This window comes from Enterobacter sp. BIDMC 26 (assembly GCF_000534435.1).
Taxonomy (GTDB): Bacteria; Pseudomonadota; Gammaproteobacteria; order Enterobacterales; family Enterobacteriaceae; genus Enterobacter; species Enterobacter ludwigii.
The window spans coordinates 3,762,669-3,776,453 of sequence record NZ_KI973182.1 but is presented as its reverse complement, the minus strand read 5'-3'; the positions used below and the strand labels follow the sequence as shown (position 1 = coordinate 3,776,453).

Sequence of the window (13,785 nt, the reverse complement as noted above, 5' to 3'; positions counted from 1 at the left end):
TGAACCTTTACTATAGCTTGACACTGAACACTGGTCCTTGATGTGTAGGATAGGTGGGAGGCTTTGAAGCGTGGACGCCAGTCTGCGTGGAGCCAACCTTGAAATACCACCCTTTAATGGCTGGTGTTCTAACGTAGACCCGTGATCCGGGTTGCGGACAGTGTCTGGTGGGTAGTTTGACTGGGGCGGTCTCCTCCCAAAGAGTAACGGAGGAGCACGAAGGTTAGCTAATCCTGGTCGGACATCAGGAGGTTAGTGCAATGGCATAAGCTAGCTTGACTGCGAGAGTGACGGCTCGAGCAGGTGCGAAAGCAGGTCATAGTGATCCGGTGGTTCTGAATGGAAGGGCCATCGCTCAACGGATAAAAGGTACTCCGGGGATAACAGGCTGATACCGCCCAAGAGTTCATATCGACGGCGGTGTTTGGCACCTCGATGTCGGCTCATCACATCCTGGGGCTGAAGTAGGTCCCAAGGGTATGGCTGTTCGCCATTTAAAGTGGTACGCGAGCTGGGTTTAGAACGTCGTGAGACAGTTCGGTCCCTATCTGCCGTGGGCGCTGGAGAATTGAGGGGGGCTGCTCCTAGTACGAGAGGACCGGAGTGGACGCATCACTGGTGTTCGGGTTGTCATGCCAATGGCACTGCCCGGTAGCTAAATGCGGAAGAGATAAGTGCTGAAAGCATCTAAGCACGAAACTTGCCCCGAGATGAGTTCTCCCTGAGACTTTAAGTCTCCTGAAGGAACGTTGAAGACTACGACGTTGATAGGTCGGGTGTGTAAGCGCAGCGATGCGTTGAGCTAACCGATACTAATGAACCGTGAGGCTTAACCTTACAACGCCGAAGGTGTTTTGGCGTGAGAGAGACGATTTTCAGCTGATACAGATTACAGAATTTGCCTGGCGGCTTTAGCGCGGTGGTCCCACCTGACCCCATGCCGAACTCAGAAGTGAAACGCCGTAGCGCCGATGGTAGTGTGGGGTCTCCCCATGTGAGAGTAGGGAACTGCCAGGCATCAAATAAGTGAAGAGGCCATCCGAAAGGATGGCCTTTTTGCGTTTTTATCCCTTCCTCGTTGCTCTAAACTAATCACCTATCCCCCCGTATATACGGTAAACTATCCCGGTTTTTGTCTCAGGATAGCGTCTATGAATCACTCCCTTAAGCCCTGGAATACCTTTGGCATTCAACGTAATGCTAATAAAATTGTACGTGCCGATACTGCACAGCAGCTGCTGGATGCCTGGCAAAGCGCAACAGAACAAGACGAACCTGTACTGATTCTGGGCGAAGGAAGTAATGTCCTGTTTCTCGATGATTTTGCGGGAACGGTGATCGTTAACCGCATCATGGGAATTGATGTGGAAGAGCGCGCCGATAGCTGGCATCTGCACGTTGGCGCCGGTGAAAACTGGCATCATCTGGTGCAATACACCCTGGACAAAGGAATGCCAGGACTGGAAAACCTTGCCCTTATCCCTGGCTGCGCCGGATCATCCCCCATTCAAAATATCGGTGCCTATGGCATCGAACTGAAACACGTTTGTGAATACGTCGATTGTATTGAGCTGGCGACCGGCGCGGCTCAGCGTTTAACCGCTGAACAGTGCCGTTTTGGCTACCGTGACAGTATTTTCAAGCATGAATATCAGGATCGCTACGTGATTGTCGCCGTAGGCCTGCGTCTGTCAAAAAACTGGCAGCCGGTGCTAACCTACGGTGATTTAACGCGTCTCGATCCCGAAACGGCGACTGCCCGTGACGTCTTTGACTCGGTGTGCCATATGCGCACGACCAAGCTTCCTGATCCTAAAGTGAATGGAAATGCGGGAAGCTTCTTCAAAAACCCGGTTATCAGCAGCGAAAACGCCCAAGCGTTTCTTGCAGGTTGGCCTGCCGCACCCCATTACCCACAGGCGGATGGTAGCGTGAAGCTGGCCGCGGGCTGGCTTATCGATCAATGCCAGTTAAAAGGCGCCTCCGTGGGCGGTGCGGCCGTTCATCGTCAGCAGGCTCTGGTGCTGATTAATCAAAACGATGCGACCAGCGAGGATGTTGTCCGGTTGGCCCATCACGTCCGTCAGCAAGTGGGCGAAAAATTTAACGTCTGGCTGGAGCCAGAGGTCCGCTTCATTGGCCGTACGGGTGAAGTGAATGCCGTGGAGGTTATCGCGTGAAGGACAATACTATCCCTTTAACCCTGATAAGCATTCTTGCCGACGGTGAATTCCATTCCGGCGAGCAGCTGGGTGAACACCTGGGCATGAGCCGTGCCGCCATTAACAAGCATATCCAGACCCTCCGCGACTGGGGTGTCGATGTCTTTACGGTACCCGGAAAAGGCTACAGCCTGCCGGAGCCGATTCAGCTGCTGAATGAAGCGCTGATCCGCAGCCAGGTAGAGCATGGCAATGTTGCGGTCTTGCCGGTGATCGATTCGACTAACCAGTACCTTATGGATCGACTCAGCGAATTATCCTCCGGGGATGCCTGTGTAGCCGAGTACCAGCAGGCCGGGCGTGGCCGTCGAGGCCGCAAGTGGTTTTCGCCATTTGGTGCCAACCTCTATCTCTCCATGTACTGGCGTCTGGAGCAGGGTCCCGCTGCTGCTGTTGGCCTGAGTCTGGTCATCGGGATTGTGATGGCGGAAGTGCTGCACGATCTGGGCGCTGATAAGGTGCGGGTGAAATGGCCAAACGATCTTTATCTGAACGATCGTAAACTTGCCGGTATTCTCGTTGAATTAACGGGTAAAACAGGCGACGCGGCGCAAATTGTCATTGGTGCAGGCCTCAATATGGTGATGCGCAATGTACAAAATGACGTGGTGAATCAGGCGTGGACCAACCTGCAGGAAGCGGGGATCACCATCGATCGCAACACCCTTGCCGTGCGTATGATTAAAGAATTACGCAGTTCGCTTTCGCTCTTTGAACTAGAGGGGCTGGCATCCTTCCTGTCCCGTTGGGAAAAGCTGGATAACTTTATTAACCGTCCGGTGAAATTGCTGATTGGTGATAAAGAGATCTACGGTATTTCCCGCGGCATCGACGCACAGGGCGCGTTGCTCCTGGAGCAGGATGGCGTGATCAAACCCTGGGTGGGCGGTGAGATTTCACTGCGCAGCGCGGAATAACCCATTATGCGAAAACCCGCATGCGCCGCTCTGGCCGTCATGATGAGTTTACTGTTCTCCCCCCTCTCTCAGGCGGGTCAGGCCTGGGAGAGCTACAAAGCACGCTTTTTTACGCCGGAAGGGCGGATTGTCGATACCGGCAACGGCAATGTTTCGCATACTGAAGGCCAGGGCTTCGCCATGCTGATGGCGGTGGCTAACGACGATAAAGCCACGTTTGATAAGCTGTGGAAATGGACTGACGGTACGCTGAAGAACAAAGAAAATGGTCTGTTTTACTGGCGTTATAACCCTGCCGAGTCCAACCCGATTGCCGACAAAAATAACGCCGCCGATGGCGATGTCCTGATTGCCTGGGCGCTGTTGAAAGCGGATACGCGCTGGCATGACAAACAGTACAGCGCCGCATCGGATGCGATAACGAAAGCACTCATTAGCCACACCGTGACCCGTTATGCGGGTTACCGCGTGATGCTGCCCGGCGTCCAGGGGTTTACCCTCGACGGTGAGATCGTGCTTAACCCCTCTTATTTCGTCTTCCCGGCCTGGCAGGCCTTTGCCAGTCGCAGCCATTCGCCGGTCTGGGGCAAGTTGATTCAGGATGGCCATCGCTTGCTGGCAAAAATGGGATCGGGTAAAGCCAGACTTCCCACGGACTGGGTCTCACTGGGCTCTACGGGCACGCTGTCCCCGGCCAAAGCCTGGCCGCCACGGATGAGCTACGACGCGATCCGCATTCCACTTTACCTGGCCTGGTCTGATAAGAAGAGCCCGCTGTTAACGCCGTGGCGAGCCTGGTTCGGTCAGTTCCCCCGCGAACAAACTCCCGCATGGGTAAACGTGACGACCAATGAATATGCGCCTTACATGATGGAAGGGGGGCTGCTGGCGGTACGTGATTTAACGATGGGACAGCCATCCGGAGAACCCGAGATCACTGCAAAGGATGATTACTACTCCGCAAGCCTGAAAATGCTTGTATGGCTTGCTGAGCAGCCATAACGGAACGGGTGAGCCCTCTCCCCTGGGGGAGAGGGAAATGTGGTTTACTGCGGATAAGGTACCCAGTCTCCACCGTTCAGGCGAACGTATGGTTTGTTCTGATACTGAATCACAACCGCGTTCGCGTTCTCAGAGACTTCGGCAGTTTGCGGCAGGTTACTGGTGAGCTGATCCCAGTTCACGCTGTCTTCCACAAACAGTTTGCCGTCAACCGCGCGGGCAACCAGTTCTGAAATGGCCAGATAGCTGGTTGGCTGAGCGATCTCAATCGGTGCGCCCTGATGAGGTGCCTTCATACCAAAGAATTTAATGCCTGCCGGTACGTTGGTAATCGACGGGCTAGGGATATCACGCAGACCTGACACCTGCATTCTGTCGCCTTTCAGCGCGGCGCCGTGTTCAGGTACCACAACCACCATCACTTTACGGCCCGATTTATCCAGCTCCGTAAAGAATGCGTCCAGTTCATCGAAGAATTTCTGCGCACGAACTTTATAATCGGCCGTTTTGCTCACGCCAGGGAAGTGGTTACCATCGTGAAGCGGCAGCGTGTTGTAGAACGTTGCACTGCGCGGATTACTGTCTTTTTCGATGGTCTTCAGCCAGCGTTGCAGCACGGCGGTATCGTCATAAACAGGTGAACCGTCAAAGCCCAGCAGAGTGACCGGCAGTCCGGTTTGATCCATCAGCTGTGCCTGCATACCACCCTGTTCGCGCACCTCTTTCAGGAAGTTACCGAACTGGCCGTTATGTCCCAGCATCAGATGCTGCGTGAAGCCCAGTTTTGAGAGGTTATCGAACAGATAACACTGGTTGCCGGCGGGTTGATACAGGTTCTTATGCGATGTCTGACCGCAGCTTGCGCGAAGCAGGCGAATTGCCGCCGGGCCGCTGTACGAAGTGGCAGAGTTAAAGTCTTTAAACTGGATATCGAAATGGGACCACAGCGGGTGAGACATCAAACCCGCGGCATCGACGTCAGCCCAGGAGAGTGAACAGATGTTGATCACCAGCAGCTCAAACGGCTGAGCATCCGCCGGCAGGGCTTCCGGGAATTTGGTCTGACGTTTATCTTCCGTGGTATAGAAGCTGGAGAGCCAGGCGTTCAGGTTAGTGGACGTCGGCGGTGCGGTCTGCGTCGGGATATCGCCGACCACAGGCGTATCACCTGCCGTCGTGACGGTTGCCGCTGCACTTCCCCCGGTAGTGGTCACCGTGGTCGTGGGTTGACCCGCGGGCCACAGGGAGAAGTCTGGACCCGCAAGCGTTAGCACGTTCAGCCAGATCATAATGGCGACGACAAATACCGTGACGCGGATCCATTGTGACAGGAACAGCCAGGCCACCAGCAGCACAAAGACGGCACCTATCATTTGCCAGTTAATAAAGCGCTCGGTCAGGTCAAGGACATAGCTGGCGCTAAACCCTGCCACCTGCGAACCCTGACTCATAATGCTGTCCGGTCCCGGCAGCCAGGTGTCATGCCAGAACAGAGCAAAGCCGACAGGGATAGCAATCCAGTGACGCAAGCGATGCAGCCTGATATTGGGCAAAGGCATCAGCAGGAAAGCCATAAACACCAGGTTGAGCAGGGGATGGAAATTCAGATAGCCTGCCCACAGCAGACCAAACTTCACCAGAAAGTAGAAGTTCCAGCCGGAAAGGCCGCGCCAGTATTGCCAGAGCGGCGATGGTGACGAAGCGGTATAGGTAGAATTAGTCATGTTTTCGGTCTGCCTTGACGTGTGATGCCCGTGTCAGTGTTCCGGCTGGTTTTACATAGCGAGGTTTTACAAACAGCACTCTGGCCGTATCGCGGATACGGCGTATGGAATGGCGTGCATAGTAGCCAAGCGGGAAAAAGATCAGCGCACAGAATACGACCAGTTGAATGATATCGCTGATATTCATGATGGTGCGTTCTCCCCATTCTCAGTTAACAGGCGAAGGGGTTCCGGTATTCGCCGCCAGACGTGTCCGTCATGTCGGGCGTTGAGAATCGGTTTGGCATCGCTCTTCACGGTGAGCGGTTTCGCCCATTGTTCAGGCTCGAGGGCACGCATCTGCACCAGCTCTGCACTGATAGAATTATCTTCGAACCAGATCATACGGTTCGAGAAAATATCCCCGGTTGGCAGGGGGAAGATATGGTTAAGGGCGGTATCAAGATCGTTTATCCGGCAGAAGGACAAGAACAGCACCAGGCGATTGTCGCCGATGGTCATGATGTCTCCTGTGCGGTTCGGACGACATAACGTGAGCGCCTGTTCAACGCGGATACCCGGTACCGGGCGCAGGGCAACCATTACCCCTTTCCCGTCTGCAGGAAGCAGCGTGTTGCTCATCATGTTGCCGACGGCGTCGCAGAAGGTATCCCATTTCTGGTATCCACGCAGCTTCATCGGCTGGGTCATGGAGAGCAGGGTGGAGATATCTTCCGGTACGTGACGGTTGAACTGCTGACCCTGAACACTTTCGAGAAGCGTCAGGCAGCGTGATAACGGCGCATTCCACGGAATCACCATATTGGCACCGCAGCCCAGAAGCAGGCGCTCATCCGTGGCGCGAAGGCTGGTGTTATTTTCGCGCACCACTATTTTTAAGGCGCTTCCGCGCTGGCGACGTAAGGTGTGGATCTGTCGCGCCAGCGTTTCAATCTGGTTATTTTGCATGAGCGAAAAAACAATGGTTGCCGCCTGGGTTGTGCGAGCTTCATTAAAAAGCGCTTCGTTAGAATCAAACAACGACCAATTTTCCGAGAGCGCAGGTGCCCCCTCTAAAACGGCAATATGGCTCAGGATTCGTTTTTCATCGCTGCGCGGTTGCACCACGGTTTCTTCCTGCTGCGCCAGGTGCCATTCGCCCTCAATATGTTTAAGGGTGAGCTGTTGTCTGGCACTTACGCCTTTTTCATTACACCAGAACGCAATATCGTAGAGATAGCTGTCTGCCTGGTTCCGAAGACTCGCCAGACCAAACAGGGAGCGATATTCGCCCATTAAAAGGGAAAACAGTTTGTCATTATTACTGCCAGGATTGACTATCAATAGCGTGCAATTTTGAAATTTTGCCCATTTATTGATTTTTTCCAGCCAGGGCAGTAGTTTTTCAGCAGGGATATTTTGCAGGGCGTTATTTGAGCATTTCAGAATCACCAGATAGTGATCCGGATCAATAGAGCACTGAATGTCGCGGGACAAAAAGTATAGACTATCGGCCTCCGCAGGCATGGAAAATAATCGCACCGTCTGCGGACCGCGATCGTTTTCAAGGGTGATAATTTTCTTTGGCTCTTCGCCCATGCTCACGACGGCCACGCGGGAATCCTTGCCCTGAGCGGCAATTGTCTTGTTTACCAGACTGATAGCATCTTCATTACGATCCGTATTAATCCACCAGACTCCTCCGACTGGCATGTGGCTCAATTCGTCCCATAATGACTGGATGCCAATAGAAAATATGGAGTCCACGGTGTCCCTCTTTTCGTTTAATTTCTCTGTATCTCAGTTTACTAGCGAAAGCGTAGAAATAAACCTAACATTGAAATTAAAGAACATCAGATTTAGCATGTAAATGAAATTTGATAGGGCAGGAAGCCTCGCTACTTCTGATTGTGCGATTTTACTCAAAGGGATGGAATAGAATGGATAATAACGAACCCGGCACCCCAGTCGACTCAACCCTGGGTTACACATTCCAGAACGACTTTCTGGCGCTGACGCAGGCGTTTTCATTACCTGAAATAGATTACACCGACATTTCCCAGCGGGAACAGTTGGCCGCGGCTATTAAACGTTGGCCGCTATTAGCTGAATTTGCCCAACAACAATAAGGGAGCCATTGATGGCCATACTAGGATTACAGGGCGTCCGTGGTGGAGTAGGTACAACATCCGTTACCGCGGCGCTGGCGTGGTCATTACAGCTTTTAGGTGAATCGGTATTGGTGATTGACGCCTGTGCCGATAATTTGCTGCGCATGTCGTTTAATGTCGACTTTACGCGTACAGAGGGTTGGGCTCGCGCGCTGCTTGATGATAAAGACTGGCGCGATGCGGGTATGCGTTATACCTCGCAGCTTGATGTACTGCCCTTTGGCCAATTGACCACTACCGAGCGTGAAAATGAAGCTGCCTATCAGCGTCTGTTTTCCCAGTTCACCGTCGCGCTGCAGGAGCTGAAAGAAAAAGGCCATTATAAGTGGATCCTTCTGGATCTGCCGCACGGCGCCGGCACGCTGACCCGACAGCTTATGGCGCAGTGCGATCGCGTGCTGTCGATTGTGAACGTCGACGCGAATTGCCATATCCGTCTGCATCAGCAAGGGTTGCCTGAAAATGGTCATATCCTGATTAACGATTTACGCATTGGCAGCCAGATCCAGGACGATCTGTATCAGGTTTGGCTGCAAAGCCAGCGCCGTCTGCTGCCGATTGTTATCCATCGTGATGAGGGCATGGCGGAATGCCTGGCCTCCAAACAGCCACTCGGTGAATACCGCAGCGATTCCCTGGCGGCAGAAGAGATCCTGACGCTGGCGAACTGGTGTCTGCTGCACTTTGCCAAAGGGGCAGAGCCTGCAGGGAGTTCTGTATGAGCCGTCTCGCCAGCTGGTTACTCATCCCGCCGGTCAGTTCGCGTCTGAGCGAACATTACCGGCATTTTCGCCGGCACGGAGCTTCGGCATTCAGCGCCGCGCTCGGCTGCTTCTGGATGATTCTGGCCTGGACGTTCATTCCCCTCGAACACCCGCGCTGGCAGCGCATTCGTGCGCAGCACAGTGAGTTATATCCGCATATTCATCCCGACCGCCCGCGACCGTTGGATCCGGCGCGTTATATCATTCAGGCAGTCTGGCTGGTGGCCACGTCGTCCCGCTCAGAAAACAAAGCGCCGCGCTGGCGCAGCTTCTCCCGCGTGCAACATTTACGTGAGCGCTATCACCAGTGGCTGGACAGTTTGCCTGACCGCGTGGGTGACAAGACCAGCCATCTGGATAACCATAAAGAGCTCGGGCATCTGCACCCGGGCTTGCGGCGTTTTATACTCGGCGTAATCGTCGTTTTCTCGCTCATTCTGGCCCTGGTCTGTATTACGCAGCCCTTTAACCCTCTGGCGCAGTTCACCTTCCTGATCCTGCTGTGGGGCGTGGCATTGCTGGTGCGCCGTATTCCGGGACGCTTCTCCGCCCTGATGCTGATAGTGCTGTCGCTGACCGTCTCCTGTCGCTACATCTGGTGGCGTTACACCTCAACGCTTAACTGGGATGACCCGGTCAGCCTGGTGTGCGGTCTGGTTCTGCTGTTTGCGGAAACGTACGCCTGGGTTGTACTGGTGCTGGGGTATTTCCAGGTCATCTGGCCGCTCAACCGTCAGCCGGTTCCGCTGCCAAAAGACACGTCACAATGGCCGTCTGTCGATCTCTTCGTGCCGACCTACAACGAAGACCTGAGCGTGGTAAAAAACACGATTTACGCCGCGCTGGGTATCGACTGGCCGAAAGATAAACTCAAAATCTGGGTCCTGGATGACGGCGGCCGCCCGGCGTTCCGTCAGTTCGCGGAAGAGGTGGGTGTCGAGTACATCGCCCGTACCACCCATGAACACGCCAAGGCCGGGAACATCAACAACGCCCTCAAATATGCCAAAGGTGAGTTTGTCTCAATCTTTGACTGCGACCACGTGCCGACGCGCTCGTTCCTGCAGATGACGATGGGCTGGTTCCTGAAGGAGAAAGAGCTGGCGATGATGCAGACGCCGCACCACTTCTTCTCGCCGGATCCGTTTGAACGTAACCTTGGCCGTTTCCGTAAAACCCCTAACGAAGGCACGCTGTTCTATGGCCTGGTGCAGGACGGGAACGACATGTGGGATGCGACCTTCTTCTGCGGTTCCTGTGCGGTTATTCGTCGTAAACCGCTGGATGAGATCGGTGGCATTGCCGTCGAAACGGTCACCGAAGATGCGCATACCTCGCTGCGCCTGCACCGTCGGGGCTACACCTCCGCGTATATGCGTATTCCGCAGGCCGCGGGTCTGGCAACGGAATCTCTCTCGGCGCACATCGGCCAGCGTATTCGCTGGGCGCGCGGCATGGTGCAGATTTTCCGTCTCGATAACCCCCTGATTGGGAAAGGGCTGAAACTCGCGCAGCGTCTGTGCTACGTCAACGCCATGTTCCACTTCCTGTCCGGTATCCCGCGCCTCATCTTCCTGACCGCGCCGCTGGCGTTCCTGCTTCTTCACGCCTATATCATCTACGCGCCTGCGCTGATGATTGCGCTGTTCGTTCTGCCGCACATGATTCACGCGAGCCTGACGAACTCGAAGATTCAGGGTAAATACCGCCATTCGTTCTGGAGTGAAATCTACGAAACGGTGCTGGCCTGGTACATCGCGCCGCCGACGATGGTGGCGCTGATCAACCCGCACAAAGGTAAATTCAACGTCACCGCGAAGGGCGGTCTGGTGGAAGAAGAGTATGTCGACTGGGTCATCTCCCGGCCGTACATCTTCCTGGTGTTGCTGAATATCGTGGGCGTGATTGCCGGTATCTGGCGCTACTTCTACGGCCCGGAAAACGAGATCCTGACCGTGTTCGTGAGTATGGCATGGGTGTTCTACAACCTGATTATCCTCGGCGGCGCGGTTGCGGTGTCGGTGGAGAGCAAACAAGTCCGCCGTGCGCATCGCGTGGAAATCTGCATGCCTGCGGCAATCGCCCGTGAAGATGGTCACCTCTTCTCCTGTACCGTGCACGACTTCTCAGACGGTGGTCTGGGGATAAAAATCAACGGTCAGGCGAAGGTGCTGGAAGGGCAGAAGGTTAACCTGCTGCTGAAGCGCGGCCAGCAGGAGTACGTCTTCCCGACGCAGGTGGTGCGTGTAGCCGGTAATGAAGTCGGTCTGCAGCTGATGCCGCTGACGAAAAAGCAACATATTGATTTTGTGCAGTGTACGTTTGCCCGCGCGGACACGTGGGCTCTCTGGCAGGACAGCTTCCCGGAAGATAAGCCTCTGGAAAGCCTGCTGGATATTCTGAAGCTGGGGTTCCGTGGCTATCGTCACCTTGCAGAATTTGCCCCGTCGTCGGTGAAATTAATTTTCCGGTCCCTTACTTCGCTGGTTTCCTGGATCGTATCGTTCGTTCCTCGTCGTCCCGAGCGGGATGAGGCGAAGCAGGCGGACCCGGTTATGGCTCAACAATGATGATAACGCGATGAAAACTAAACTTTCCTGGTTATGTGCAGTGGCAATGGGGGTAAGTGCGCTCCCCACAACGATGGCTAACGCAGCACCCGATAACGCAGCGGCAACGCCTGCTCCGACGGTGCCTGTGGTCGCCCAGGCGACCGATCCGGTTATCACCGCGGCACCCGGTCAAACGGAAAACGTCATTCCGAACCAGCCTACGGACGGCAACACCCTGCCGGCAGACAGCAATGTCGTCGGTCAGGTGATGCCGGGCGTACAGGGAGCAAACGCGCCTATTGTCGCGGAAGATGCCCCATCACGGGACGTGAAGCTGAGCTTTGCGCAGATTGCGCCGCCGCCGGGCAGCATGGTGTTGCGCGGTATTAACCCTAACGGCGGCATTGAGTTCGGTATGCGCAGCGATGAGGTTGTCTCTCACGCCATGCTGAACCTTGAATACACGCCATCACCGTCGCTGTTGCCGGTACAGTCTCAGCTGAAGGTTTACCTGAATGATGAACTGATGGACGTTCTGCCCGTCACGAAAGAGCAACTGGGTAAGAAAACACAGGCCCAGGTGCCGATTAACCCTCTTTTCATCACCGACTTTAACCGCATACGTCTGGAGTTTGTCGGTCACTACCGTGACGTCTGTGAGAACCCTGCCAGCAATACGCTGTGGGTAGACGTAGGACGCAACTCTTCGCTGCAGATGACCTACCAGTCGCTGGCACTGAAAAACGACCTTTCGTCGTTCCCGGTTCCGTTCTTTGATCCGCGTGATAGTCGTCAGTTAGTGCTGCCAATGGTGTTTGCGGCGTCTCCGGACGTCACCGAGCAGCTGGCGGCCACCATTGTGGCATCGTGGTTTGGTTCACGTTCTGGCTGGCGCGGGCAGAACTTCCCGGTGATGTACGACAAAATGCCGGACAGAAACGCGATCGTGTTTGCGACCAACGCGAAACGTCCTGCCTTCCTGCGCGATCACCCGGACGTAAAAGCGCCGACCATTGAGATGATGAGCCACCCGGATAACCCGTACGTGAAGCTGCTGGTGGTCTTCGGGCGTGATGATAAAGACCTGGTGCAGGCGGCCAAGGGCATTGCCCAGGGTAACGTTCTGTTCCGTGGAAACAGCGTGGTGGTGGATGAGGTTAAACCGCTGCTGCCGCGTAAACCTTATGATGCACCAAACTGGGTGCGTACTGACCGTGCCGTCACGTTTGGCGAACTGAAAACGTATGAAGAACAGCTTCAGGCGACGGGGCTTGAGCCAGCCCCGATTAGTCTGTCACTGAATCTGCCGCCAGACCTGTACCTGCTGCGCACCAACGGCATTGATATCAATCTGAGCTACCGTTACACCGCGCCGGCAACCAAAGACAGTTCACGCATGGATATCAGCCTGAACAACCAGTTCCTGCAATCTTTCAGTCTGACAAGCACGCAGGATACTAACCGACTGATGCTCCGTCTGCCGGTGTTGCAGGGGCTGCTGGACGGGAAAACGGACGTCTCTATTCCGGCGCTGAAGCTTGGGGCGATCAACCAGCTGCGCTTTGATTTCCAGTACATGAACCCGATGCCCGGCGGCTCGGTGGATAACTGCATCACCTTCCAGCAAGTACAGAACCACGTTGTGATTGGTGATGAGTCAACCATCGACTTCTCGAAGTATTACCACTTCCTTGCCATGCCGGACCTGCGTGCATTTGCTAATGCCAGCTTCCCGTTCAGCCGTATGGCCGATCTCTCTGAATCCATTGTCGTCATGCCAAAAGCGCCAAATGAGGGCCAGGTGACGACCCTGCTGGACACCATGGCGTCCGTGGGTGCGCAGACCGGATTACCGGCAATTAACGTCACGTTGACTGACGATGGTAGCCAGATCCAGAACAAAGACGCGGACATCATGGTGATCGGTAACATCCCGGATAAGCTGAAGGATGACAAACGTATCGATCTGCTGGTCAAAGCAGCCCAGTCCTGGGTTAACACGCCACTGCGTCAGACCGAGTTCCCGAGCATTATGCCGGATATCAACGATCGTCAGGCCAGCGTGCAGACAACCGTTACGTCTCAGGGACCAATGGCCGCGGTGGTTGGCTTCCAGTCACCTTACAACGAGCAGCGTAGCGTAGTGGCGCTCCTGGCGGACAGCCCGCGTGGGTATGCGTTACTCAACAGCGCGATGAACGACAGCGGCAAACGTGCCGCGATGTTTGGTTCGGTGGCGGTGATCCGCGAGTCTGGGGTCAATAGCCTGCGCGTGGGCGATGTGTACTACGTGGGCCATCTGCCGTGGTTCGAGCGTCTGTGGTATGCGCTGGCTAACCATCCGGTTCTGCTGGCTATCCTGGCCGCCGTCAGCGTGGTGTTGCTGGCGTGGGTGCTGTGGCGTCTGCTGCGTATCATCAGCCGTCGTCGCCTTAACCCGGATGAGTAACAGGC

The 13,785-nt window shown here is 55.0% G+C and carries 10 protein-coding genes, 1 rRNA gene and 2 other annotated features; of the genes, 8 read left to right on the top strand and 3 right to left on the bottom strand.

Annotated features, from left to right (window positions below; translation table 11 throughout):
* Window positions 1-543 (top strand) — a sequence feature (23S ribosomal RNA rRNA prediction is too short).
* A gap of 15 nt (window positions 544-558) precedes the next feature.
* Window positions 559-824, top strand: a sequence feature (23S ribosomal RNA rRNA prediction is too short).
* A gap of 77 nt (window positions 825-901) precedes the next feature.
* The 4 genes from rrf (at window position 902) to L462_RS05675 (ending at window position 4,141) form a co-directional block, all read left to right on the top strand.
* Window positions 902-1,017 (top strand): 5S ribosomal RNA (gene rrf / locus L462_RS05660).
* Window positions 1,018-1,151: 134 nt separating this feature from the next.
* On the top strand, window positions 1,152-2,180 hold the full coding sequence (gene murB / locus L462_RS05665) for a UDP-N-acetylmuramate dehydrogenase (RefSeq protein ID WP_014172099.1): 1,029 nt from the start codon (window positions 1,152-1,154) through the stop codon (window positions 2,178-2,180).
* Window positions 2,177-3,139, top strand: a complete 963-nt coding sequence (gene birA / locus L462_RS05670; protein WP_032679203.1) for a bifunctional biotin--[acetyl-CoA-carboxylase] ligase/biotin operon repressor BirA — start codon at window positions 2,177-2,179, stop codon at window positions 3,137-3,139. Before murB ends, birA begins: the two co-directional genes overlap by 4 nt.
* A 6-nt stretch (window positions 3,140-3,145) precedes the next feature.
* Window positions 3,146-4,141 (top strand): glycosyl hydrolase family 8, encoded by a 996-nt coding sequence (locus L462_RS05675; RefSeq protein WP_020884478.1) that lies wholly within the window; start codon window positions 3,146-3,148, stop codon window positions 4,139-4,141.
* A gap of 44 nt (window positions 4,142-4,185) precedes the next feature.
* Here the strand turns inward: L462_RS05675 and bcsG are convergent, their stop codons facing one another.
* The 3 genes from bcsG to bcsE are packed head-to-tail and all read right to left on the bottom strand — an operon-like array spanning window position 4,186 to window position 7,611.
* Entirely contained in the window at window positions 4,186-5,865 is a 1,680-nt protein-coding gene (gene bcsG, locus L462_RS05680; protein ID WP_032679202.1) for a cellulose biosynthesis protein BcsG, read from the bottom strand.
* On the bottom strand, window positions 5,858-6,055 hold the full coding sequence (bcsF, locus tag L462_RS05685; protein ID WP_025202797.1) for a cellulose biosynthesis protein BcsF: 198 nt from the start codon (window positions 6,053-6,055) through the stop codon (window positions 5,858-5,860). Before bcsF ends, bcsG begins: the two co-directional genes overlap by 8 nt.
* On the bottom strand, window positions 6,049-7,611 hold the full coding sequence (gene bcsE, locus L462_RS05690; RefSeq protein WP_020884480.1) for a cellulose biosynthesis c-di-GMP-binding protein BcsE: 1,563 nt from the start codon (window positions 7,609-7,611) through the stop codon (window positions 6,049-6,051). Before bcsE ends, bcsF begins: the two co-directional genes overlap by 7 nt.
* A 173-nt stretch (window positions 7,612-7,784) precedes the next feature.
* On the opposite strand from bcsE, the gene bcsR reads away from it, so the two are divergent.
* Genes bcsR through bcsB form a run of 4 tightly spaced genes read left to right on the top strand, consistent with a single transcriptional unit; the run spans window position 7,785 to window position 13,780 of the window.
* Window positions 7,785-7,973: a cellulose biosynthesis protein BcsR gene (gene bcsR / locus L462_RS05695; RefSeq protein WP_020884481.1), complete on the top strand. Its 189-nt coding sequence runs from the start codon at window positions 7,785-7,787 to the stop codon at window positions 7,971-7,973.
* Between the two features lie 11 nt (window positions 7,974-7,984).
* Window positions 7,985-8,737, top strand: coding sequence for a cellulose biosynthesis protein BcsQ (gene bcsQ, locus L462_RS05700; protein WP_025202798.1), 753 nt, complete (start codon window positions 7,985-7,987; stop codon window positions 8,735-8,737).
* Window positions 8,734-11,349, top strand: a complete 2,616-nt coding sequence (gene bcsA / locus L462_RS05705; protein WP_025202799.1) for a UDP-forming cellulose synthase catalytic subunit — start codon at window positions 8,734-8,736, stop codon at window positions 11,347-11,349. The genes bcsQ and bcsA overlap by 4 nt, the downstream gene beginning before the upstream one ends.
* 10 nt (window positions 11,350-11,359) lie before the next feature.
* Window positions 11,360-13,780 (top strand): cellulose biosynthesis cyclic di-GMP-binding regulatory protein BcsB, encoded by a 2,421-nt coding sequence (gene bcsB / locus L462_RS05710; protein ID WP_032679201.1) that lies wholly within the window; start codon window positions 11,360-11,362, stop codon window positions 13,778-13,780.
* The last annotated feature ends 5 nt before the right edge of the window (window positions 13,781-13,785 follow it).

Excerpts from the sequence above, each read along its gene's own strand:
- murB (WP_014172099.1), top strand. The coding sequence starts at position 1,152 with ATGAATCACTCCCTTAAGCCCTGGAATACCTTTGGCATTCAACGTAAT.
- L462_RS05675 (WP_020884478.1), top strand. The coding sequence starts at position 3,146 with ATGCGAAAACCCGCATGCGCCGCTCTGGCCGTCATGATGAGTTTACTG.
- bcsG (WP_032679202.1), bottom strand. The coding sequence starts at position 5,865 with ATGACTAATTCTACCTATACCGCTTCGTCACCATCGCCGCTCTGGCAA.
- bcsR (WP_020884481.1), top strand. The coding sequence starts at position 7,785 with ATGGATAATAACGAACCCGGCACCCCAGTCGACTCAACCCTGGGTTAC.
- bcsQ (WP_025202798.1), top strand. The coding sequence starts at position 7,985 with ATGGCCATACTAGGATTACAGGGCGTCCGTGGTGGAGTAGGTACAACA.
- bcsA (WP_025202799.1), top strand. The coding sequence starts at position 8,734 with ATGAGCCGTCTCGCCAGCTGGTTACTCATCCCGCCGGTCAGTTCGCGT.
- bcsB (WP_032679201.1), top strand. The coding sequence starts at position 11,360 with ATGAAAACTAAACTTTCCTGGTTATGTGCAGTGGCAATGGGGGTAAGT.